Origin of the sequence: Pseudomonas serboccidentalis (genome assembly GCF_028830055.1) — a bacterium.
Taxonomy (GTDB): Bacteria; Pseudomonadota; Gammaproteobacteria; order Pseudomonadales; family Pseudomonadaceae; genus Aquipseudomonas; species Aquipseudomonas serboccidentalis.
The window spans coordinates 2912534-2933765 of record NZ_CP101655.1 but is presented as its reverse complement, the minus strand read 5'-3'; the positions used below and the strand labels follow the sequence as shown (position 1 = coordinate 2933765).

At 55.4% G+C, this 21232-nt stretch carries 24 protein-coding genes; all 24 read left to right on the top strand.

Going from position 1 to position 21232, the window contains the following annotated elements:
- Positions 1-100 precede the first annotated feature (100 nt).
- The 24 genes from rpoB to rplR all read left to right on the top strand — a co-directional run bounded on the left by rpoB (position 101) and on the right by rplR (position 21230).
- Positions 101-4174, top strand: coding sequence for a DNA-directed RNA polymerase subunit beta (rpoB, locus tag NN484_RS13415; RefSeq protein ID WP_027614262.1), 4074 nt, complete (start codon positions 101-103; stop codon positions 4172-4174).
- A gap of 63 nt (positions 4175-4237) precedes the next feature.
- On the top strand, positions 4238-8437 hold the full coding sequence (gene rpoC / locus NN484_RS13410; RefSeq protein WP_127651272.1) for a DNA-directed RNA polymerase subunit beta': 4200 nt from the start codon (positions 4238-4240) through the stop codon (positions 8435-8437).
- Positions 8438-8652: 215 nt separating this feature from the next.
- A complete protein-coding gene (rpsL, locus tag NN484_RS13405) occupies positions 8653-9024 on the top strand; it encodes a 30S ribosomal protein S12 (protein ID WP_003186084.1) in 372 nt (123 codons plus the stop codon).
- 107 nt (positions 9025-9131) lie between these two features.
- Positions 9132-9605: a 30S ribosomal protein S7 gene (gene rpsG / locus NN484_RS13400; RefSeq protein WP_016772941.1), complete on the top strand. Its 474-nt coding sequence runs from the start codon at positions 9132-9134 to the stop codon at positions 9603-9605.
- Positions 9606-9635: 30 nt separating this feature from the next.
- Positions 9636-11741, top strand: coding sequence for an elongation factor G (fusA, locus tag NN484_RS13395; protein ID WP_064589462.1), 2106 nt, complete (start codon positions 9636-9638; stop codon positions 11739-11741).
- A gap of 31 nt (positions 11742-11772) precedes the next feature.
- A complete protein-coding gene (tuf, locus tag NN484_RS13390; RefSeq protein WP_064361246.1) occupies positions 11773-12966 on the top strand; it encodes an elongation factor Tu in 1194 nt (397 codons plus the stop codon).
- A 158-nt stretch (positions 12967-13124) separates the two neighbouring features.
- Positions 13125-13436 carry a 30S ribosomal protein S10 gene (gene rpsJ, locus NN484_RS13385; RefSeq protein ID WP_003186070.1) on the top strand — a complete coding sequence of 104 codons (312 nt, stop codon included), beginning with the start codon at positions 13125-13127 and terminating at the stop codon, positions 13434-13436.
- An 80-nt stretch (positions 13437-13516) separates the two neighbouring features.
- A complete protein-coding gene (rplC, locus tag NN484_RS13380) occupies positions 13517-14152 on the top strand; it encodes a 50S ribosomal protein L3 (RefSeq protein WP_003228738.1) in 636 nt (211 codons plus the stop codon).
- 12 nt (positions 14153-14164) lie between these two features.
- On the top strand, positions 14165-14767 hold the full coding sequence (gene rplD, locus NN484_RS13375) for a 50S ribosomal protein L4 (RefSeq protein WP_003228735.1): 603 nt from the start codon (positions 14165-14167) through the stop codon (positions 14765-14767).
- Positions 14764-15063 (top strand): 50S ribosomal protein L23, encoded by a 300-nt coding sequence (gene rplW / locus NN484_RS13370; protein ID WP_002555488.1) that lies wholly within the window; start codon positions 14764-14766, stop codon positions 15061-15063. Before rplD ends, rplW begins: the two co-directional genes overlap by 4 nt.
- Positions 15064-15077: 14 nt before the next feature.
- Positions 15078-15902, top strand: coding sequence for a 50S ribosomal protein L2 (rplB, locus tag NN484_RS13365; RefSeq protein ID WP_003228734.1), 825 nt, complete (start codon positions 15078-15080; stop codon positions 15900-15902).
- A gap of 16 nt (positions 15903-15918) precedes the next feature.
- Positions 15919-16194, top strand: coding sequence for a 30S ribosomal protein S19 (rpsS, locus tag NN484_RS13360; protein ID WP_003228731.1), 276 nt, complete (start codon positions 15919-15921; stop codon positions 16192-16194).
- An 11-nt stretch (positions 16195-16205) separates the two neighbouring features.
- Positions 16206-16538, top strand: coding sequence for a 50S ribosomal protein L22 (gene rplV / locus NN484_RS13355; RefSeq protein ID WP_003103908.1), 333 nt, complete (start codon positions 16206-16208; stop codon positions 16536-16538).
- A 13-nt stretch (positions 16539-16551) separates the two neighbouring features.
- Positions 16552-17238, top strand: a complete 687-nt coding sequence (gene rpsC, locus NN484_RS13350; RefSeq protein ID WP_003176422.1) for a 30S ribosomal protein S3 — start codon at positions 16552-16554, stop codon at positions 17236-17238.
- Between the two features lie 12 nt (positions 17239-17250).
- Positions 17251-17664: a 50S ribosomal protein L16 gene (gene rplP, locus NN484_RS13345; protein WP_003228729.1), complete on the top strand. Its 414-nt coding sequence runs from the start codon at positions 17251-17253 to the stop codon at positions 17662-17664.
- Positions 17664-17855, top strand: a complete 192-nt coding sequence (gene rpmC, locus NN484_RS13340) for a 50S ribosomal protein L29 (protein WP_002555481.1) — start codon at positions 17664-17666, stop codon at positions 17853-17855. The genes rplP and rpmC overlap by 1 nt, the downstream gene beginning before the upstream one ends.
- A 2-nt stretch (positions 17856-17857) precedes the next feature.
- On the top strand, positions 17858-18124 hold the full coding sequence (rpsQ, locus tag NN484_RS13335) for a 30S ribosomal protein S17 (RefSeq protein WP_003194644.1): 267 nt from the start codon (positions 17858-17860) through the stop codon (positions 18122-18124).
- A gap of 23 nt (positions 18125-18147) precedes the next feature.
- Positions 18148-18516: a 50S ribosomal protein L14 gene (gene rplN, locus NN484_RS13330; RefSeq protein WP_002555479.1), complete on the top strand. Its 369-nt coding sequence runs from the start codon at positions 18148-18150 to the stop codon at positions 18514-18516.
- Positions 18517-18527: 11 nt separating this feature from the next.
- On the top strand, positions 18528-18842 hold the full coding sequence (rplX, locus tag NN484_RS13325; protein ID WP_003186046.1) for a 50S ribosomal protein L24: 315 nt from the start codon (positions 18528-18530) through the stop codon (positions 18840-18842).
- A gap of 20 nt (positions 18843-18862) precedes the next feature.
- Positions 18863-19402: a 50S ribosomal protein L5 gene (gene rplE, locus NN484_RS13320; protein ID WP_003210069.1), complete on the top strand. Its 540-nt coding sequence runs from the start codon at positions 18863-18865 to the stop codon at positions 19400-19402.
- 13 nt (positions 19403-19415) lie between these two features.
- The gene (gene rpsN, locus NN484_RS13315; protein WP_003228726.1) at positions 19416-19721 is read left to right on the top strand and encodes a 30S ribosomal protein S14; all 306 of its coding nucleotides are present in this window, start codon (positions 19416-19418) and stop codon (positions 19719-19721) included.
- 209 nt (positions 19722-19930) lie between these two features.
- The gene (gene rpsH / locus NN484_RS13310; RefSeq protein WP_007966178.1) at positions 19931-20323 is read left to right on the top strand and encodes a 30S ribosomal protein S8; all 393 of its coding nucleotides are present in this window, start codon (positions 19931-19933) and stop codon (positions 20321-20323) included.
- Between the two features lie 12 nt (positions 20324-20335).
- On the top strand, positions 20336-20869 hold the full coding sequence (gene rplF / locus NN484_RS13305; RefSeq protein ID WP_007966176.1) for a 50S ribosomal protein L6: 534 nt from the start codon (positions 20336-20338) through the stop codon (positions 20867-20869).
- A gap of 10 nt (positions 20870-20879) precedes the next feature.
- Positions 20880-21230: a 50S ribosomal protein L18 gene (gene rplR / locus NN484_RS13300; RefSeq protein WP_003186037.1), complete on the top strand. Its 351-nt coding sequence runs from the start codon at positions 20880-20882 to the stop codon at positions 21228-21230.
- Positions 21231-21232 lie beyond the last annotated feature (2 nt).

Below are 21232 nucleotides of genomic sequence, written 5' to 3'. Positions count from 1 at the left end.
CCACCCGATGCGGTGGAGCAAACCATGGGGTTTGCACGATTTTCTGGCTGCTCCCGTCGGGAGGGGCCAAACAAGCAGGTGACCAAGCTGGGGAACGCTGATGGCTTACTCATATACTGAGAAAAAACGTATCCGCAAGGACTTTAGCAAGTTGCCGGACGTCATGGATGTGCCTTACCTCCTGGCCATCCAGCTGGATTCGTATCGTGAATTCTTGCAAGCGGGAGCGACTAAAGATCAGTTCCGCGACGTGGGCCTGCATGCGGCCTTCAAATCCGTTTTCCCGATCATCAGCTACTCCGGCAATGCTGCGCTGGAGTACGTCGGTTATCGCCTGGGCGAACCGGCATTTGATGTCAAAGAATGCGTATTGCGCGGTGTAACTTTCGCCGTACCTTTGCGGGTAAAAGTGCGCCTGATCATTTTCGACAAAGAATCGTCGAACAAAGCGATCAAGGACATCAAAGAGCAAGAAGTCTACATGGGCGAAATCCCATTGATGACTGAGAACGGTACCTTCGTAATCAACGGTACCGAGCGTGTTATCGTTTCCCAGCTGCACCGTTCCCCGGGCGTGTTCTTCGACCACGACCGCGGCAAGACGCACAGCTCCGGTAAACTGCTGTACTCCGCGCGCATCATTCCTTACCGCGGTTCGTGGTTGGACTTCGAGTTTGACCCGAAAGACTGCGTATTCGTGCGTATCGACCGTCGTCGCAAGCTGCCGGCCTCGGTATTGCTACGTGCGCTCGGCTACACCACCGAAGAAGTGCTGGACGCGTTCTACACCACCAACGTATTCCACGTTAAAGGCGAAGGCCTGAGCCTGGAACTGGTGCCTCAGCGTCTGCGCGGTGAAGTAGCTGTTCTCGATATTCAGGACGATAAAGGCAAGGTGATTGTCGAGCAGGGCCGTCGTATTACTGCCCGCCACATCAATCAGCTGGAAAAAGCCGGGATCAAAGAGCTGGACGTGCCTCTGGACTACGTTCTGGGTCGCACCACCGCCAAGGTCATCGTGCATCCGGCTACCGGCGAAATCCTGGCAGAGTGCAACACCGAGCTGTCGACCGAAGTCCTGGCGAAAATCGCCAAGGCCGGCGTTGTTCGCATCGAAACTCTGTACACCAACGACATCGACTGCGGTCCGTTCATCTCCGACACGCTGAAGATCGACTCCACCAGCAACCAATTGGAAGCGCTGGTCGAGATCTATCGCATGATGCGTCCAGGCGAGCCGCCAACCAAAGACGCTGCCGAAACCCTGTTCAACAACCTGTTCTTCAGCCCTGAGCGCTATGACCTGTCTGCGGTCGGCCGGATGAAGTTCAACCGTCGTATCGGTCGTACCGAGATCGAAGGTTCGGGCGTGCTGTGCAAGGAAGACATCGTTGCGGTACTGAAGACTCTGGTCGACATCCGTAACGGTAAGGGCATCGTCGATGACATCGACCACCTGGGTAACCGTCGTGTTCGCTGCGTAGGCGAAATGGCCGAGAACCAGTTCCGCGTTGGCCTGGTGCGTGTTGAGCGTGCGGTCAAAGAGCGTCTGTCGATGGCCGAAAGCGAAGGCCTGATGCCGCAAGACCTGATCAACGCCAAGCCAGTGGCTGCGGCGGTGAAAGAGTTCTTCGGTTCCAGCCAGCTCTCGCAGTTCATGGACCAGAACAACCCGCTGTCCGAGATCACTCACAAGCGTCGTGTCTCTGCACTCGGCCCTGGTGGTCTGACTCGTGAGCGCGCAGGCTTTGAAGTCCGTGACGTACACCCGACTCACTACGGTCGTGTATGCCCGATTGAAACGCCGGAAGGTCCGAACATCGGTCTGATCAACTCCTTGGCTGCTTACGCCCGCACCAACCAGTACGGCTTCCTGGAAAGCCCGTACCGTGTGGTGAAAGAGGGTGTGGTCACCGACGAGATCGTGTTCCTGTCCGCCATTGAAGAAGCCGATCACGTGATCGCGCAGGCTTCGGCAACCATGAACGAGCAGAAAGTTCTGATCGATGAACTGGTAGCCGTACGTCACCTGAACGAATTCACCGTCAAGGCGCCGGAAGACGTCACCCTGATGGACGTTTCGCCGAAGCAGGTAGTTTCGGTTGCAGCGTCGCTGATTCCGTTCCTCGAGCACGACGACGCCAACCGTGCGTTGATGGGTTCGAACATGCAGCGTCAAGCTGTACCAACCCTGCGCGCTGACAAGCCGCTGGTAGGTACCGGTATGGAACGTAACGTGGCTCGCGACTCCGGCGTTTGCGTCGTGGCTCGTCGTGGCGGCGTGATCGACTCCGTTGATGCCAGTCGTATCGTGGTTCGTGTTGCGGATGACGAAGTTGAAACCGGCGAAGCTGGTGTCGACATCTACAACCTGACCAAATACACCCGCTCGAACCAGAACACCTGCATCAACCAGCGTCCGCTGGTGAGCAAGGGTGATCGCGTTCAGCGTAGCGACATCATGGCCGACGGCCCGTCCACCGACATGGGTGAACTGGCGCTGGGTCAAAACATGCGCATCGCGTTCATGGCATGGAACGGCTTCAACTTCGAAGACTCCATCTGCCTGTCCGAGCGTGTGGTTCAGGAAGATCGCTTCACCACGATCCACATTCAGGAACTGACCTGTGTGGCCCGTGACACCAAGCTTGGCCCAGAGGAAATCACTGCAGACATCCCGAACGTGGGTGAAGCTGCACTGAACAAGCTGGACGAAGCCGGTATCGTTTACGTAGGTGCTGAGGTCGGCGCAGGCGACATCCTGGTGGGTAAGGTCACTCCGAAAGGCGAGACCCAACTGACTCCGGAAGAAAAACTGCTGCGTGCGATCTTCGGTGAAAAAGCCAGCGACGTTAAAGACACCTCCCTGCGTGTACCTACCGGTACCAAAGGTACTGTCATCGACGTACAGGTCTTCACCCGCGACGGCGTTGAGCGTGATGCTCGTGCTCTGTCGATCGAGAAGTCCCAGCTGGACGAGATCCGCAAGGATCTGAACGAAGAGTTCCGTATCGTAGAAGGCGCGACCTTCGAACGTCTGCGCTCCGCTCTGGTAGGCCACAAGGCTGAAGGCGGCGCCGGTCTGAAGAAAGGTCAGGACATCACCGACGAAGTTCTCGACGGTCTTGAGCATGGTCAGTGGTTCAAACTGCGCATGGCTGAAGATGCTCTGAACGAGCAGCTCGAGAAGGCTCAGGCCTACATCGTTGATCGCCGCCGTCTGCTGGACGACAAGTTCGAAGACAAGAAGCGCAAACTGCAGCAGGGCGATGACCTGGCTCCAGGCGTGCTGAAAATCGTCAAGGTTTACCTGGCAATCCGTCGTCGCATCCAGCCGGGCGACAAGATGGCCGGTCGTCACGGTAACAAAGGTGTGGTCTCCGTGATCATGCCGGTTGAAGACATGCCGCACGATGCCAATGGCACCCCGGTCGACGTCGTCCTCAACCCGTTGGGCGTACCTTCGCGTATGAACGTTGGTCAGATCCTTGAAACCCACCTGGGCCTCGCGGCCAAAGGTCTGGGCGAGAAGATCAACCGGATGGTCGAAGAGCAGCGTAAAGTCGCTGAACTGCGTACCTTCCTCGACGAGATCTACAACCAGATCGGCGGTCGTAACGAAGATCTGGACAGCTTCTCCGATCAGGAAATCCTGGATCTGGCGAAGAACCTGCGTGGCGGCGTTCCAATGGCCACTCCAGTGTTCGACGGCGCCAAGGAAAGCGAAATCAAGGCCATGCTGAAACTGGCAGACCTGCCGGAAAGCGGCCAGATGCAGCTGACTGACGGCCGTACCGGCAACAAGTTCGAGCGTCCAGTTACCGTTGGCTACATGTACATGCTGAAGCTGAACCACTTGGTAGACGACAAGATGCACGCGCGTTCTACCGGTTCGTACAGCCTGGTTACCCAGCAGCCGCTGGGTGGTAAGGCGCAGTTCGGTGGTCAGCGTTTCGGGGAGATGGAGGTCTGGGCACTGGAAGCATACGGTGCCGCTTACACTCTGCAAGAAATGCTCACAGTGAAGTCGGACGATGTGAACGGCCGTACCAAGATGTACAAAAACATCGTGGATGGCGATCACCGTATGGAGCCGGGCATGCCCGAGTCCTTCAACGTGTTGATCAAGGAAATTCGTTCCCTCGGCATCGATATCGATCTGGAAACCGAATAACACGTGACGCGATCGAGAGCGGGGCAGGACTGCCCGCTCTCTGCTCCGCCAGGAGGAAAGGCCTTGAAAGACCTACTGAATTTGCTGAAAAACCAGGGTCAAGTCGAAGAGTTCGACGCCATCCGTATCGGATTGGCCTCGCCTGAGATGATCCGCTCGTGGTCGTTCGGTGAAGTTAAAAAGCCGGAAACCATCAACTACCGTACGTTCAAACCTGAACGTGACGGTCTGTTCTGCGCCAAGATCTTTGGCCCGGTAAAGGATTACGAGTGCCTGTGCGGTAAGTACAAGCGCTTGAAGCACCGTGGTGTGATCTGCGAGAAGTGCGGCGTTGAAGTTGCACTGGCCAAGGTTCGTCGTGAGCGCATGGCGCACATCGAACTGGCTTCGCCGGTTGCCCACATCTGGTTCCTGAAATCGCTGCCGTCGCGTATCGGCTTGCTGATGGACATGACCCTGCGTGATATCGAACGCGTTCTCTACTTCGAGAGCTATGTCGTTATCGATCCAGGCATGACCACCCTTGAAAAAGGTCAGCTGCTGAACGACGAGCAGTACTTCGAAGCGCTGGAAGAGTTCGGTGACGATTTTGACGCCCGCATGGGTGCTGAAGCTGTCCGTGAACTGCTGCACGCTATCGACCTGGAGCACGAGATTGGCCGTCTGCGTGAAGAGATTCCGCAAACCAACTCCGAAACCAAGATCAAGAAGCTGTCCAAGCGTCTGAAGTTGATGGAAGCCTTCCAGGGTTCCGGCAACCTGCCAGAGTGGATGGTGCTGACCGTTCTGCCGGTTCTGCCGCCAGACCTGCGTCCGCTGGTCCCGCTGGATGGCGGTCGTTTCGCGACTTCCGACCTCAACGATCTGTATCGTCGAGTGATCAACCGTAACAACCGTTTGAAGCGCCTGCTGGATCTGTCCGCTCCGGACATCATCGTGCGCAACGAAAAGCGTATGTTGCAGGAAGCTGTCGATGCACTGCTCGACAACGGTCGTCGTGGCCGCGCTATCACCGGTTCGAACAAGCGTCCTCTGAAATCCCTGGCTGACATGATCAAGGGTAAGCAAGGTCGTTTCCGTCAGAACTTGCTCGGTAAGCGTGTTGACTACTCCGGTCGTTCGGTAATTACCGTAGGTCCGACCCTGCGTCTGCACCAGTGCGGTCTGCCGAAGAAGATGGCTCTCGAGCTGTTCAAACCGTTCATTTTCGGCAAGCTGGAAATGCGTGGTCTCGCGACCACCATCAAAGCGGCCAAGAAAATGGTCGAGCGCGAACTGCCAGAGGTTTGGGACGTTCTCGCTGAAGTGATTCGCGAACACCCGGTTCTTCTCAACCGTGCACCGACCCTTCACCGCCTGGGTATCCAGGCGTTTGAACCGGTACTGATCGAAGGTAAAGCTATTCAGCTGCACCCGCTGGTCTGCGCCGCGTACAACGCCGACTTCGACGGCGACCAAATGGCCGTGCACGTACCGCTGACGCTGGAAGCCCAGCTCGAAGCGCGTGCGTTGATGATGTCGACCAACAACATTCTGTCGCCAGCCAACGGTGAGCCAATCATCGTTCCGTCGCAGGACGTTGTATTGGGTCTGTACTACATGACTCGTGAAGCGATCAACGCCAAAGGCGAAGGTCGTGTATTCGCGGATCTGCAGGAAGTTGACCGTGTGTTCCGTGCCGGCGAAGCCGCACTGCACGCCAAGGTTAAAGTACGTATCAACGAAACCGTCAACGACCGTGACGGCAACAGCGTGAGCGGTACCCGTATCGTCGACACTACCGTCGGCCGTGCGCTGCTGTTCCAGGTTGTGCCAAAAGGTCTGTCGTACGACGTCGTCAACTTGCCGATGAAGAAAAAGGCGATCTCCAAGCTGATCAACCAGTGCTACCGCGTGGTTGGTCTGAAAGAGACCGTGATCTTCGCTGACCAGTTGATGTACACCGGTTTCGCTTACTCGACAATCTCCGGCGTTTCCATCGGTGTTAACGACTTCGTTATCCCGGACGAAAAAGCCCGCATCATCGGTGCAGCCACCGACGAAGTGAAAGAGATCGAGAGCCAGTACGCCTCCGGCCTGGTAACCCAGGGCGAGAAGTACAACAAAGTGATCGACCTTTGGTCGAAGGCGAACGACGAAGTTTCCAAGGCGATGATGGCCAACCTCTCGAAAGAGAAAGTCATCGACCGTCACGGCGACGAAGTCGACCAAGAGTCCTTCAACTCGATGTACATGATGGCCGACTCGGGTGCGCGGGGTTCCGCAGCACAGATTCGTCAGCTGGCCGGTATGCGTGGCCTGATGGCCAAGCCGGACGGTTCCATCATTGAAACGCCGATTACTGCGAACTTCCGTGAAGGTCTGAGCGTACTCCAGTACTTCATCTCGACTCACGGTGCTCGTAAAGGTCTGGCGGATACCGCGTTGAAAACTGCGAACTCCGGTTACCTGACTCGTCGTCTGGTAGACGTGGCGCAGGACCTGGTTGTAACCGAGATCGATTGCGGCACCGAACACGGTCTGCTGATGACTCCGCACATTGAAGGCGGTGACGTTGTAGAGCCGTTGGGTGAGCGCGTATTGGGTCGTGTTATCGCCCGTGACGTATTCAAGCCAGGCACCGAGGAAGTTATCGTTCCTGCCGGTACTCTGGTAGACGAGAAGTGGGTCGAGTTCATCGAGCTGAACAGCATCGACGAAGTGATCGTGCGTTCGCCGATCAGCTGCGAAACCCGCTATGGCATTTGCGCCAAGTGCTACGGCCGTGATCTGGCTCGCGGTCACCAGGTGAACATCGGTGAAGCGGTCGGCGTTATCGCTGCCCAGTCCATCGGTGAGCCGGGTACCCAGCTGACGATGCGTACGTTCCACATCGGTGGTGCGGCAAGCCGTACTTCCGCAGCCGACAGCGTTCAGGTGAAGAATGGCGGTACTGTCCGTCTGCACAACCTGAAGCACGTTGAGCGTGTGGATGGCCACTTGGTTGCTGTGTCCCGTTCCGGTGAGCTGGCAATCGCTGATGACTTCGGTCGTGAGCGTGAGCGTTACAAGCTGCCGTACGGTGCTGTGATTTCGGTTAAAGAAGGTGACAAGGTCGACGCTGGCGCAATCGTGGCCAAGTGGGATCCGCACACTCACCCGATCGTTACCGAAATGAAAGGTACCGTGACCTACGTGGGCATGGAAGAAGGCATCACGATCAAGCGTCAGACTGACGAATTGACCGGTATGACCAACATTGAAGTACTCGACGCGAAAGATCGTCCAGCTGCCGGCAAGGAAATTCGTCCTGCAGTGAAGATGGTCGACGACAACGGCAAGGATCTGTTGCTGCCAGGCACTGACGTTATCGCTCAGTACTTCCTGCCAGCCAACGCCCTGGTCGGTGTTGCGGACGGTGCGAAGATCGCGATCGGTGATGTTATCGCTCGTATCCCGCAAGAAACTTCGAAAACCCGCGACATCACCGGTGGTCTGCCGCGTGTTGCCGACTTGTTCGAAGCCCGTCGTCCGAAAGAAGCGTCGATTCTGGCTGAAGTCAGCGGCACCATCGCGTTCGGTAAAGAGACCAAGGGCAAGCGCCGTCTGGTCATTACCCCGAACGACGGTAGCGATCCGTACGAAGAGCTGATTCCGAAGTGGCGTCACCTGAACGTGTTCGAAGGCGAACAGGTAAACCGCGGCGAAGTTATCTCCGACGGCCCAAGCGATCCGCACGACATCCTGCGTCTGCTGGGTGTAAGCGCGCTGGCCAAGTACATCGTGAACGAGATCCAGGACGTTTACCGTCTGCAAGGCGTGAAGATCAACGACAAGCACATCGAGACCATTCTGCGTCAGATGCTGCGTAAAGTTGAGATCTCCGAGTCCGGCGATTCCAGCTTCATCAAGGGCGACCAGATGGAACTGACTCACGTTCTGGTAGAGAACGAGCGTCTGAGTGCAGAAGACAAGTTTGTCTCCAAGTTCACTCGCGTTCTGCTGGGTATCACCAAGGCGTCGTTGTCCACCGAATCGTTCATCTCGGCGGCTTCCTTCCAGGAAACCACCCGCGTACTGACCGAAGCGGCAGTCACCGGCAAGCGCGATTACCTGCGTGGCCTGAAAGAAAACGTGGTTGTGGGTCGTCTGATCCCGGCCGGTACCGGTCTGGCTTATCACAGCGAGCGCAAGCGTCGCCGTGATGCTGACAAACCGTTGCGCGTAAGCGCCAGTGAAGTGGAAGCTGCACTGACCGAAGCGCTGAACTCGAGCGGTAACTGAGTTCTGCGGTAAATGAGCTGAGGCCCTGATCGTTCCGTTCGTCGAATCGAGACAACTTGTCTAGGTTCGATGGGCGGGGAGGTCGGGGCCTTGCCTTGACTGGGGACAAGATCCTCTTTAGACTCTTGATCCCCTAAATTTGGCGGGAATCCGTTCCTGCCATTTTGCTTTTCTTGCAAGACAATAGCGTCGCAAGACAACAGTGGAGCTAGTAGATGGCAACTATCAACCAGCTGGTACGTCAGCCGCGTAAGCGTATCGTCGAGAAATCCGACGTACCTGCGCTGCAGAACTGCCCGCAACGTCGTGGCGTGTGCACCCGTGTGTACACCACTACGCCGAAAAAACCTAACTCGGCACTGCGTAAAGTATGCCGTGTGCGTCTGACCAACGGTTTCGAGGTTTCCTCGTACATCGGTGGTGAAGGCCACAACCTGCAAGAGCACAGCGTGGTACTGATCCGCGGCGGTCGTGTAAAAGACTTGCCAGGTGTTCGTTACCACACCGTTCGCGGCTCCTTGGATACTTCCGGCGTTAAAGGCCGTAACCAGGGTCGTTCGAAGTACGGTACCAAGCGTCCGAAGTAATCGGTCGTTTTGCAGATTTTCATTTTATTGAGTCGATAAGAGTAAGGTCGGGCACGCATCCATTGGATCTGTCCCGAGCTAACCTGAAGACCGCTTGAGGGCTTATCATGCCAAGACGTCGCGTAGCAGCAAAGCGTGAGATTCTGGACGATCCGAAATACGGAAGCCAGATCCTCGCCAAATTCATGAACCACGTTATGGAAAGCGGCAAGAAAGCCGTTGCCGAGCGTATCGTTTATGGTGCCCTGGAAACCGTTGCGGCCCGTAAGGCTGGCACCGATCCCCTGGAACTCTTCGAAAAAGCACTCGACGCCATCGCTCCGCTGGTCGAAGTGAAGTCGCGCCGCGTTGGTGGTGCTACTTACCAGGTTCCGGTCGAGGTTCGTCCTTCCCGTCGTAACGCTCTGGCAATGCGCTGGTTGGTAGACTTCGCCCGTAAGCGTGGCGAGAAGTCTATGGCTCTGCGTTTGGCTGGCGAACTGCTGGATGCTGCTGAAGGTAAAGGTGCTGCTGTTAAGAAGCGTGAAGACGTGCACCGTATGGCTGAAGCCAACAAAGCTTTCTCGCACTACCGCTTCTAATTTTAGCTTCACTAATTTTGCGAGGGCTTTATGGCTCGTACTACTCCGATTAGCCGCTACCGTAACATCGGTATCGTCGCTCACGTGGATGCTGGTAAAACCACCACCACCGAGCGCGTCCTTTTTTACACCGGCAAAAGTCACAAAATGGGCGAGGTGCATGATGGCGCCGCGACCACAGACTGGATGGTGCAGGAGCAGGAGCGTGGTATTACCATTACTTCTGCTGCAATCACCGCCTTCTGGAAAGGTTCCGAGAAGCAGTACCCGCATGAGCACCGCTTCAACGTAATCGATACCCCGGGTCACGTAGACTTCACCATTGAAGTTGAGCGCTCCCTGCGCGTACTCGACGGCGCTGTCGTTGTGTTCTGTGGTACTTCGGGTGTTGAGCCGCAGTCGGAAACCGTATGGCGTCAAGCCAACAAATACGGCGTTCCACGTCTTGTTTACGTAAACAAGATGGACCGTGCTGGTGCCAACTTCCTGCGCGTGATCGGTCAGATCAAACAGCGTCTGGGTCACACTCCGGTGCCGATCCAGTTGGCTATCGGTTCCGAAGACAACTTCCAGGGTCAGATCGATCTGATCAACATGCAAGCTGTCTACTGGAACGACTCTGACAAAGGTATGGTCCCTGTTCGCAAGGACATTCCTGCCGAGCTCCAAGAGCTGGCTGAAGAGTGGCGCAACAACATGGTTGAGGCTGCTGCCGAAGCCAACGAAGAGCTGATGAACAAGTACCTGGAAGGCGAAGAGCTGTCGATCGAAGAGATCAAAGCTGCTTTGCGTCAGCGTACTATCGCCGGCGAAATCGTTCTGGCTGTTTGCGGTTCTTCGTTCAAGAACAAGGGCGTTCCCCTGGTTCTCGATGCCGTTATCGACTTCCTGCCTGCTCCTACCGACATTCCTGCTATCAAGGGTTCCAACCCTGATAACGAGGAAGAGGAAATGGAGCGTCATGCAAGTGATGACGAGCCGTTTGCTGCTCTGGCGTTCAAAATCGCTACCGACCCATTCGTGGGTACTTTGACCTTCGTCCGCGTTTACTCGGGCGTGTTGAACTCCGGCGACGGCGTGATCAACTCGGTTAAAGGCAAGAAAGAGCGCGTGGGTCGTATGGTGCAAATGCACGCAAACGCCCGTGAAGAGATCAAGGAAGTGCGCGCTGGCGACATCGCGGCCCTGATCGGCATGAAGGACGTCACCACTGGTGAAACCCTCTGCAACGCTGACAAGCCAATCATCCTGGTTCGTATGGACTTCCCGGAGCCGGTTATTTCGGTTGCCGTAGAGCCTAAGACCAAGGATGACCAGGAAAAAATGGGTATCGCTCTGGGCAAACTGGCTCAGGAAGACCCGTCTTTCCGCGTTAAGACTGATGAAGAGACTGGTCAAACGATCATCTCCGGCATGGGCGAGCTGCACCTGGACATCCTGGTTGACCGGATGCGCCGTGAGTTCAACGTCGAAGCCAACATCGGTAAGCCTCAGGTTTCCTATCGTGAGCGCATCACGAAGAACTGCGAAATCGAAGGCAAGTTCGTTCGTCAGTCCGGCGGTCGTGGCCAGTTCGGTCACTGCTGGATCCGTTTTGCTCCTGCTGACGAAGGTCAGGAAGGTCTGCAATTCGTGAACGAAGTTGTAGGTGGTGTGGTTCCTAAGGAATACATCCCGGCTATCCAGAAGGGTATCGAAGAGCAGATGAAGAACGGCGTTGTTGCCGGCTATCCGCTGATCGGCCTGAAGGCTACCGTGTTCGATGGTTCTTACCACGACGTCGACTCCAACGAGATGGCGTTTAAAGTGGCTGCCTCCATGGCGACCAAGCAACTGGCCCAGAAGGGCGGTGGTGAGTTGCTCGAGCCGATCATGGCGGTAGAGGTTGTTACGCCTGAAGACTATATGGGTGATGTGATGGGCGACCTTAACCGTCGTCGCGGCATGATCCAGGGTATGGAAGACACAGTGTCCGGCAAGGTTATCCGTGCCGAGGTTCCACTGGGTGAGATGTTCGGTTATGCGACCGACGTTCGTTCCATGTCCCAGGGTCGCGCAAGCTACTCTATGGAATTCAAAAAATACGATACGGCTCCGTCGCACATCGTCGAATCCGTAACCAAAAAACAAGGCTGATTCAGCCCCTTTAGGCTAGGAGTTAATTGTCGTGGCTAAAGAAAAATTTGATCGTTCCCTACCGCACGTCAACGTTGGCACCATTGGTCACGTTGACCACGGTAAAACCACTCTGACTGCTGCTCTGACTCGCGTCTGCTCCGAAGTTTTCGGTTCCGCAATCGTTGACTTCGACAAGATCGACAGCGCACCAGAAGAAAAAGCTCGCGGTATCACCATCAACACCGCACACGTTGAGTACAACTCGAAGATCCGTCACTACGCTCACGTTGACTGCCCAGGTCACGCTGACTACGTGAAGAACATGATCACCGGTGCTGCTCAAATGGACGGCGCTATTCTGGTTTGCTCGGCCGCTGATGGTCCGATGCCACAAACCCGTGAGCACATCCTGCTGTCCCGTCAGGTAGGCGTTCCGTACATCGTGGTTTTCCTGAACAAGGCTGACCTGGTAGACGACGCTGAGCTGCTGGAACTGGTTGAGATGGAAGTTCGCGACCTGCTGTCCACCTACGACTTCCCGGGCGATGACACTCCAATCATCATCGGTTCGGCTCGTATGGCGCTGGAAGGCAAAGACGACAACGAAATGGGCACTACCGCTGTTAAGAAGCTGGTAGAGACTCTGGATGCCTACATTCCAGAGCCAGTTCGTATGATCGACAAGCCGTTCCTGATGCCAATCGAAGACGTGTTCTCGATCTCGGGTCGCGGTACTGTTGTGACTGGTCGTATCGAGCGCGGTATCGTTCGCGTTCAGGATCCGCTGGAAATCGTTGGTCTGCGTGACACCACCGTTACTACTTGCACCGGTGTTGAAATGTTCCGCAAGCTGCTCGACGAAGGTCGTGCTGGCGAGAACTGCGGCGTTCTGCTGCGTGGCACCAAGCGTGACGACGTTGAGCGTGGCCAGGTTCTGGTTAAGCCGGGTTCGGTTAAGCCGCACACCAAGTTCACTGCAGAAGTTTATGTTCTGAGCAAGGAAGAAGGCGGTCGTCACACTCCGTTCTTCAAAGGCTACCGTCCACAGTTCTACTTCCGTACCACTGACGTGACTGGTAACTGCGAGCTGCCAGAAGGCGTTGAAATGGTAATGCCAGGTGACAACATTCAGATGACTGTTACCCTGATCAAAACCATCGCAATGGAAGACGGTCTGCGTTTCGCTATCCGTGAAGGCGGTCGTACCGTCGGCGCTGGCGTCGTAGCCAAAATCATCGAGTAATTCTCTTTTATAGAGTCTGCTTGATGAATTGAAAAAGCCCCCGCTTAGCGGGGGCTTTTTTATTGGGTTGACACCTATCTGGGGCGTCTATAGAATTGCGCCTCCTTTTAACGGGCGTATTGCGCCCGGTGGGAATAGCAGCCGGAGTCTGAAATCCAATGCAAAATCAGCAAATCCGTATCAGGTTGAAGGCTTTCGACCATCGCCTGATCGACCAATCAACCCAGGAAATCGTGGAAACCGCGAAACGTACTGGTGCTCAAGTGCGTGGTCCAATTCCACTGCCTACCCGTAAAGAGCGGTTCACCGTTCTGGTTTCCCCGCACGTCAACAAAGACGCGCGTGACCAGTACGAAATCCGCACTCATAAGCGCGTTCTGGACATCGTCCAGCCAACGGATAAAACCGTTGATGCTCTTATGAAGCTTGATCTTGCGGCCGGTGTGGAAGTGCAGATCAGCCTCGGCTAAGACTCGGTCTTGGTCGTGTAACGCTCTGAAATGGGCGGCCATAGCGGGTGAAAGCCCCGTACACTCATGAGGTTTACAACATGACTATTGGTGTAGTCGGTCGTAAATGCGGTATGACCCGTATTTTCACCGAAGAAGGTGTCTCCATTCCGGTCACGGTCATTGAGATCGAGCCGAATCGCGTCACCCAGTTCAAAACTGAAGAGACCGATGGCTATCGTGCAGTGCAGGTCACTGTCGGCGAGCGTCGTGCTTCGCGTGTAACAGCAGCTCAAGCTGGCCACTTCGCTAAAGCGAACGTTGCCGCTGGTCGCACTACCATGGAATTCCGTCTTGAAGAAGGCGAGTACCAGGCTGGCGATCTGATCAACGCTGAAATCTTCGCCGCTGGTCAACTGGTTGATGTAACCGGTCAGTCCAAGGGTAAAGGCTTCCAGGGTACGATCAAGCGTTGGAATTTCCGCGGGCAAGATAACACCCACGGTAACTCCGTATCCCACCGCGTCCCAGGCTCTATCGGCCAGTGCCAGACTCCTGGTCGTGTATTCAAGGGCAAAAAAATGTCCGGTCATATGGGCGCTGAGCGCGTGACCGTGCAGTCCCTGGAAGTAGTGCGCGTGGACGCTGAACGCAATCTGTTGTTGGTCAAGGGCGCTGTTCCTGGCGCTACTGGCGGCAACCTGGTTGTACGTCCAGCAGCCAAGGCTCGCGGTTAAGGGGAAGCTGACATGCAATTAAATGTAAATGACGCTCAAGCGATCGAAGTTTCCGAACTGACATTTGGCGGCGAGTTCAACGAGACGCTGGTTCACCAAGCAGTCGTGGCCTACATGGCCGGCGGCCGTCAAGGTAGCAAGCAGCAAAAGACCCGTTCCGACGTTCGTGGTGGCGGCAAGCGCCCATGGCGTCAGAAAGGTACTGGCCGTGCTCGTGCCGGTACTATCCGTAGCCCAATCTGGCGTGGCGGCGGTACCACTTTCGCAGCTCGTCCACAGGATCACTCCCAGAAGCTGAACAAGAAGATGTATCGCGCAGCAATGCGTTCCATCCTTGCTGAGCTGGTGCGTACTGATCGTCTGGTCGTGGTTCAGGATTTCGCTGTTGAAACTCCGAAAACCAAAGATCTGCTGGGCAAACTGAACAACATGAGCCTGACCGACGTTCTGATCGTGTCGGACGCTGTTGATCAGAACCTGTACCTGGCTGCTCGTAACCTGCCACACGTAGATGTACGTGACGTGCAAGGTTCCGATCCAGTTAGTCTGATCGCATACGACAAGGTGTTGATCACCGTGTCGGCCGTGAAGAAATTCGAGGAGCTGCTGGGATGAACCAGGAACGCGTATTTAAAGTTCTGCTTGGCCCGCACGTTTCCGAGAAGGCTACGGTTCTGGCAGACAAGAAAGGCCAGTTCGTTTTCAAGGTTGCTACTGATGCAACCAAGCTGGAAATCAAGAAGGCCGTCGAAAGCCTGTTCAGCGTGAAAGTAGAGCGCGTCACTACCCTGAACGTTCTGGGTAAGAGCAAGCGCACTGCTCGCGGTCTGGGCAAGCGTAATGACTGGAAGAAGGCAGTTATCTCCCTTCAGCCAGGCCAAGATCTCGATTTCAGCAGCAGTGCTGAGTAAGGAAGGGGTGCATCATGGCAATCGTTAAATGCAAACCGACTTCCCCTGGCCGCCGTTTTGTGGTCAAGGTGGTCAACCAGGAGCTGCATAAAGGCGCTCCTCACGCACCGCTGCTCGAGAAGAAATCGAAGACTGGTGGTCGTAACAACAATGGCCGTATTACCACTCGTCACATCGGTGGTGGTCATAAGCAGCATTACCGTATGGTCGATTTCCGTCGCAACGACAAAGATGGCATCGTCGCCACTGTCGAGCGTATCGAATACGATCCAAACCGTACTGCTCACATCGCACTGCTCTGCTACGCAGACGGCGAGCGCCGCTACATCATCGCCCCTAAAGGCGTGAGTGCTGGCGACCAGCTGATCGCAGGCGCTCTGGCTCCAATCAAGCCAGGCAACGCTCTGCAACTGCGCAACATTCCAGTCGGTTCTACCGTACACGGCATCGAATTGAAGCCAGGTAAAGGCGCACAGATCGCTCGTTCCGCTGGTGCTTCGGCTCAGTTGATCGCTCGTGAAGGCGTGTACGTTACCCTGCGTCTGCGTTCCGGTGAAATGCGTAAAGTCCTGGCTGAATGCCGTGCGACCCTGGGCGAAGTCTCGAACTCCGAGCACAGCCTGCGTTCGCTGGGTAAAGCTGGTGCCAAACGCTGGCGTGGCGTTCGCCCAACCGTTCGTGGTGTTGCCATGAACCCGGTTGACCACCCACATGGTGGTGGTGAAGGTCGTACCTCTGGTGGTCGTCATCCGGTATCGCCATGGGGCTTCCCGACTAAGGGCGCGAAGACTCGTGGTAATAAGCGTACCGACAAAATGATCGTCCGTCGTCGCAAGTAAATAGAGGGATACGACAGTGCCACGTTCTCTGAAAAAAGGTCCTTTTATTGATCTTCACCTACTGAAGAAGATCGAAGTGGCGGCGGAAAAGAACGATCGCAAACCAATTAAGACTTGGTCGCGTCGTTCGATGATCCTGCCACAAATGGTCGGTCTGACCATCGCAGTACACAACGGCCGTCAGCACGTCCCAGTTCTCGTGAACGAAGACATGGTTGGCCATAAACTGGGCGAGTTCGCCGGTACCCGCACTTATCGTGGGCACGTGGCTGACAAGAAAGCCAAGCGTTAAGGGGTAAGGAAATGGAAGTAGCCGCTAAGTTGTCGGGCGCTCGAATCTCCGCCCAGAAAGCCCGCTTGGTCGCCGACCAGATCCGCGGGAAGAAGGTGGGCGAAGCGCTCAACCTGTTGGCTTTCAGCAGTAAGAAAGCCGCCGAGATCATGAAGAAAGTGCTGGAGTCGGCCGTAGCCAACGCCGAGCATAACGAAGGCGCAGACGTTGATGACCTGAAGGTCAGCACCGTTTTCGTCAACGAAGGGCGTTCGCTGAAGCGCATCATGCCACGTGCCAAAGGCCGTGCTGATCGCATCGTCAAGCGGTCTTGCCATATCACTGTCAAGGTTGCTGACAAGTAACGGAGTCGAAGAGATGGGTCAGAAAGTACATCCCATTGGCATTCGCCTGGGAATCGTCAAGGAGCACACCTCCGTCTGGTACGCAGACGGTCGGACTTATGCGGACTACTTGTTCGCAGATCTGAAAGTGCGTGAGTATCTCCAAGACAAACTAAAAAGCGCGTCCGTAAGCCGTATCGATATCCATCGTCCGGCCCAAACTGCACGCATCACCATCCACACCGCTCGTCCAGGTATCGTTATCGGGAAGAAAGGTGAAGATGTTGAGAAACTGCGTCAGGACCTGACCAAGCAAATGGGTGTGCCTGTGCACATCAATATCGAAGAGATCCGCAAGCCGGAGCTCGACGGTATGCTGGTTGCGCAGAGCGTAGCTCAGCAGCTGGAGCGTCGTGTAATGTTCCGTCGCGCTATGAAGCGCGCAGTACAGAACGCCATGCGCATTGGTGCCAAAGGCATCAAAATCCAAGTGAGCGGTCGTCTCGGCGGTGCTGAAATCGCACGTACTGAATGGTATCGCGAAGGTCGTGTGCCACTGCACACCCTGCGTGCCGACATCGACTATGCCAACTACGAAGCTCACACCACCTACGGTGTGATCGGTGTAAAGGTTTGGATCTTCAAAGGCGAAGTAATTGGTGGTCGCCAAGAAGAGCTGAAGCCACAAGCACCAGCGCCTCGTAAAAAAGCTGCTAAGTAAGGGGTACGCCAAATGTTGCAACCAAAGCGTACGAAGTTCCGCAAGCAGATGACCGGCCACAACCGTGGTCTGGCGCTGCGCGGTAGCAAAGTCAGCTTCGGCGAGTTCGCGCTGAAGTCTGTTGCTCGTGGTCGTCTCACCGCTCGTCAGATCGAGTCAGCGCGTCGTGCTCTGACCCGTCACGTAAAACGTGGCGGCAAGATCTGGATCCGTGTATTCCCGGACAAGCCGATCTCCAAAAAACCTCTCGAGGTTCGTATGGGTAAAGGTAAGGGTAACGTGGAGTACTGGGTTGCCCAGATTCAGCCAGGTAAAGTCCTGTATGAAATCGAGGGTGTTTCTGAAGAGCTGGCGCGTGAGGCTTTCGCCCTGGCTGCTGCAAAGCTGCCGCTCGCCACCTCCTTTGTTAAACGGACGGTGATGTGATGAAAGCGAATGAACTTCGTGAAAAATCCGCACAGCAGCTGAACGAGCAACTGCTCGGCTTGCTGCGCGACCAGTTCAATCTGCGTATGCAGAAAGCAACTGGCCAGTTGGGGCAGTCTCATCTGCTCTCGCAAGTTAAGCGTGACATCGCTCGCGTGAAGACTGTGCTCAACCAGCAGGCAGGTAAGTGATCATGGCTGAAGCCGAAAAAACTGTCCGTACGCTGACTGGCCGTGTTGTCAGCGACAAGATGGACAAAACCATCACCGTTCTGATCGAGCGTCGCGTTAAGCACCCGATCTACGGTAAATACGTTAAGCGTTCGACTAAGCTGCACGCGCACGACGAAACCAATCAGTGCCACATCGGCGACAAAGTCACTATTCGTGAAACTCGTCCGATGGCCAAGACCAAGTCTTGGGCGCTGGTTGATGTTCTCGAACGCGCTGTGGAAGTCTAAGGGCTAGGGGTCGGAGAAATTATATGATTCAGACTCAATCCATGCTCGATGTGGCCGATAACAGCGGCGCTCGCCGTGTTATGTGCATCAAGGTGCTGGGTGGCTCCCATCGTCGTTACGCTGGTATCGGTGACATCATCAAAGTTACCGTGAAGGAAGCAATTCCTCGCGGTAAAGTGAAAAAAGGCCAAGTGATGACTGCTGTTGTAGTCCGCACTCGTCACGGCGTACGTCGTGCTGATGGCTCCATTATCCGCTTTGATGGCAACGCTGCTGTTCTTCTGAACAACAAGCAAGAGCCGATCGGCACCCGTATCTTTGGGCCAGTGACCCGTGAACTTCGTACTGAGAAGTTCATGAAGATCGTCTCGCTCGCCCCAGAAGTGCTGTAAGGAGATCCGACATGCAAAAGATTCGTCGTGACGACGAGATCATCGTGATCGCCGGCAAAGACAAAGGTAAGCGCGGTAAGGTGCTGAAGGTTCTTGCTGACAACCGTCTGGTTGTTGGTGGTCTGAACCTGGTCAAGCGTCATACCAAGCCTAACCCGATGTCGGGCGTACAGGGCGGTATCGTCGAGAAAGAAGCGCCATTGCACGCTTCCAACGTCGCCATCTTCAATGGCGAAACCAACAAGGCTGACCGCGTTGGTTTCAAAGTAGAAGACGGTAAGAAAATTCGTGTCTTCAAGTCGACCCAAAAAGCGGTTGATGCTTGAACACTGCTAGGTAGAAGACCATGGCACGACTAAAAGAGATTTACCGGAAGGAAATCGCTCCGAAACTTAAGGAAGAACTTAAGCTTTCGAACGTGATGGAAGTTCCGCGCGTTACCAAAATCACCCTGAACATGGGTCTGGGCGAAGCGATCGGCGACAAAAAAGTCATCGAGCACGCTGTTGCTGACCTGGAAAAGATCACCGGCCAAAAAGTCGTTGTGACCTACGCTCGTAAATCCATCGCTGGCTTTAAAGTCCGTGAAGGATGGCCGATCGGCGTCAAAGTGACTCTGCGCCGTGAGCGTATGTACGAGTTCCTGGATCGTCTGCTGTCGATCTCCCTGCCTCGGGTTCGCGACTTCCGCGGCCTGAATGCCAAGTCCTTCGATGGTCGTGGTAACTACAGCATGGGCGTGAAAGAGCAGATCATTTTCCCGGAAATCGACTACGACAAGATCGATGCTCTCCGCGGTCTGGACATTACCCTGACCACCACTGCCAAGAACGATGACGAAGGCCGCGCTCTGCTGCGTGCTTTCAAATTCCCGTTCCGCAACTGATTGGAGTAGGAAAATGGCCAAGAAGAGCATGAAAAACCGTGAGCTGAAGCGTCAGCTCACTGTTGCCAAGTACGCCACCAAGCGTGCAGCGCTGAAAGCTATCATCGTTGATCTGAACGCAAGTCCAGAAGCGCGTTGGGAAGCTACCGTAGCTCTGCAGAAGCAACCACGTGACGCAAGCGCTTCGCGCATGCGTAACCGTTGCCGCCTGACTGGTCGTCCGCACGGCGTTTACCGCAAGTTCGGCCTTGGCCGTAACAAACTGCGTGAAGCGGCAATGCGTGGTGACGTTCCAGGTCTGGTTAAAGCCAGCTGGTAATCGCTGTCAAAGCCTTGATGCTCAGGTTTGCAAGAACCTGACCATCGGTGGCCTTGAATCTAAATCAAGCCCCTTTTGGGGCTTGATTCATTTCTGGGGTGTGTCTAGAATGACCGGCTCGCCTGAGCCCGTGTTTTTCATGCCCGGAGTTTCTCGGCGACAAGTAGTAGCCGCAAGGCTAATTTTTCTGTATTAGGAGCGTCTAGCCCATGAGTATGCAGGACCCGTTAGCGGACATGCTAACTCGAATCCGTAATGCCCAGATGGCTGAAAAGTCTGTCGTAAGCATGCCGTCTTCCACGCTGAAGGTGGCTGTAGCAAAAGTCCTGAAGGACGAAGGTTACATCGCGGATTTTCAGATCACCACCGACGCTAAGCCGTCGTTGTCCATCTCGCTGAAGTACTTCGAAGGCCGTCCGGTCATCGAGGAAGTGAAGCGCGTTAGTCGTCCAGGCCTGCGTCAGTACAAGTCCGTTGAAGATCTGCCGAAAGTTCGTGGCGGTCTCGGCGTGTCTATCGTCTCCACCAACAAAGGTGTGATGACGGATCGTGCTGCGCGCGCTGCCGGTGTCGGCGGCGAAGTTCTTTGCACTGTGTTCTAAGGGGGGATAAGCATGTCTCGCGTCGCTAAGAACCCCGTTAAGCTGCCAGCCGGTGTCGAAGTCAAATTCGCAGGCCAACAGCTTTCGGTGAAGGGTGCCAAGGGTACTCTTGAACTGAACATCCATTCGTCCGTTGAGATCGTTGAAGAAGCTGGTGAGCTGCGTTTCGCTGCTCGCAATGGCGATCAACAAACTCGCGCAATGGCCGGTACCACGCGTGCGTTGGTAAACAACATGGTCCAGGGCGTAAGCCAAGGCTTCGAGCGCAAGCTCCAGCTGGTCGGTGTTGGTTACAAGGCGCAAGCAAAAGGTCAGGTGCTGAACCTGGCTCTTGGCTTCTCGCACCCAGTGGATTACGAACTGCCGCAAGGCATCACCGCTGAGACTCCTAGCCAGACCGATATCCTGATCAAGGGCATCGATAAACAGCTGGTAGGTCAAGTGGCCGCTGAGATCCGCGACTTCCGTCCACCAGAGCCGTACAAAGGCAAAGGTGTGCGCTACGCGGACGAAGTCGTCCGTCGTAAAGAAGCCAAGAAGAAGTAGGGCATAGCAAATGACCGACAAAAAAGTTACTCGACTGCGTCGCGCTCGCAAAGCACGCCTGAAAATGCACGAACTCGAAGTCGTGCGTCTCTGCGTGTTCCGCTCGTCGCAGCACATCTACGCCCAGGTCATCTCGGCCGACGGCAACAAAGTCCTGGCAAGCGCCTCGACTTTGGATAAAGAACTGCGTGATGGCGCCACTGGCAACATCGACGCGGCCACAAAGGTTGGCCAGCTGGTCGCTACGCGTGCTAAGGCCGCTGGCGTCTCGCAAGTGGCTTTCGACCGCTCTGGCTTCAAGTACCATGGCCGCGTTAAAGCGCTGGCTGATGCTGCTCGTGAAGCTGGGCTGGAGTTCTAAGT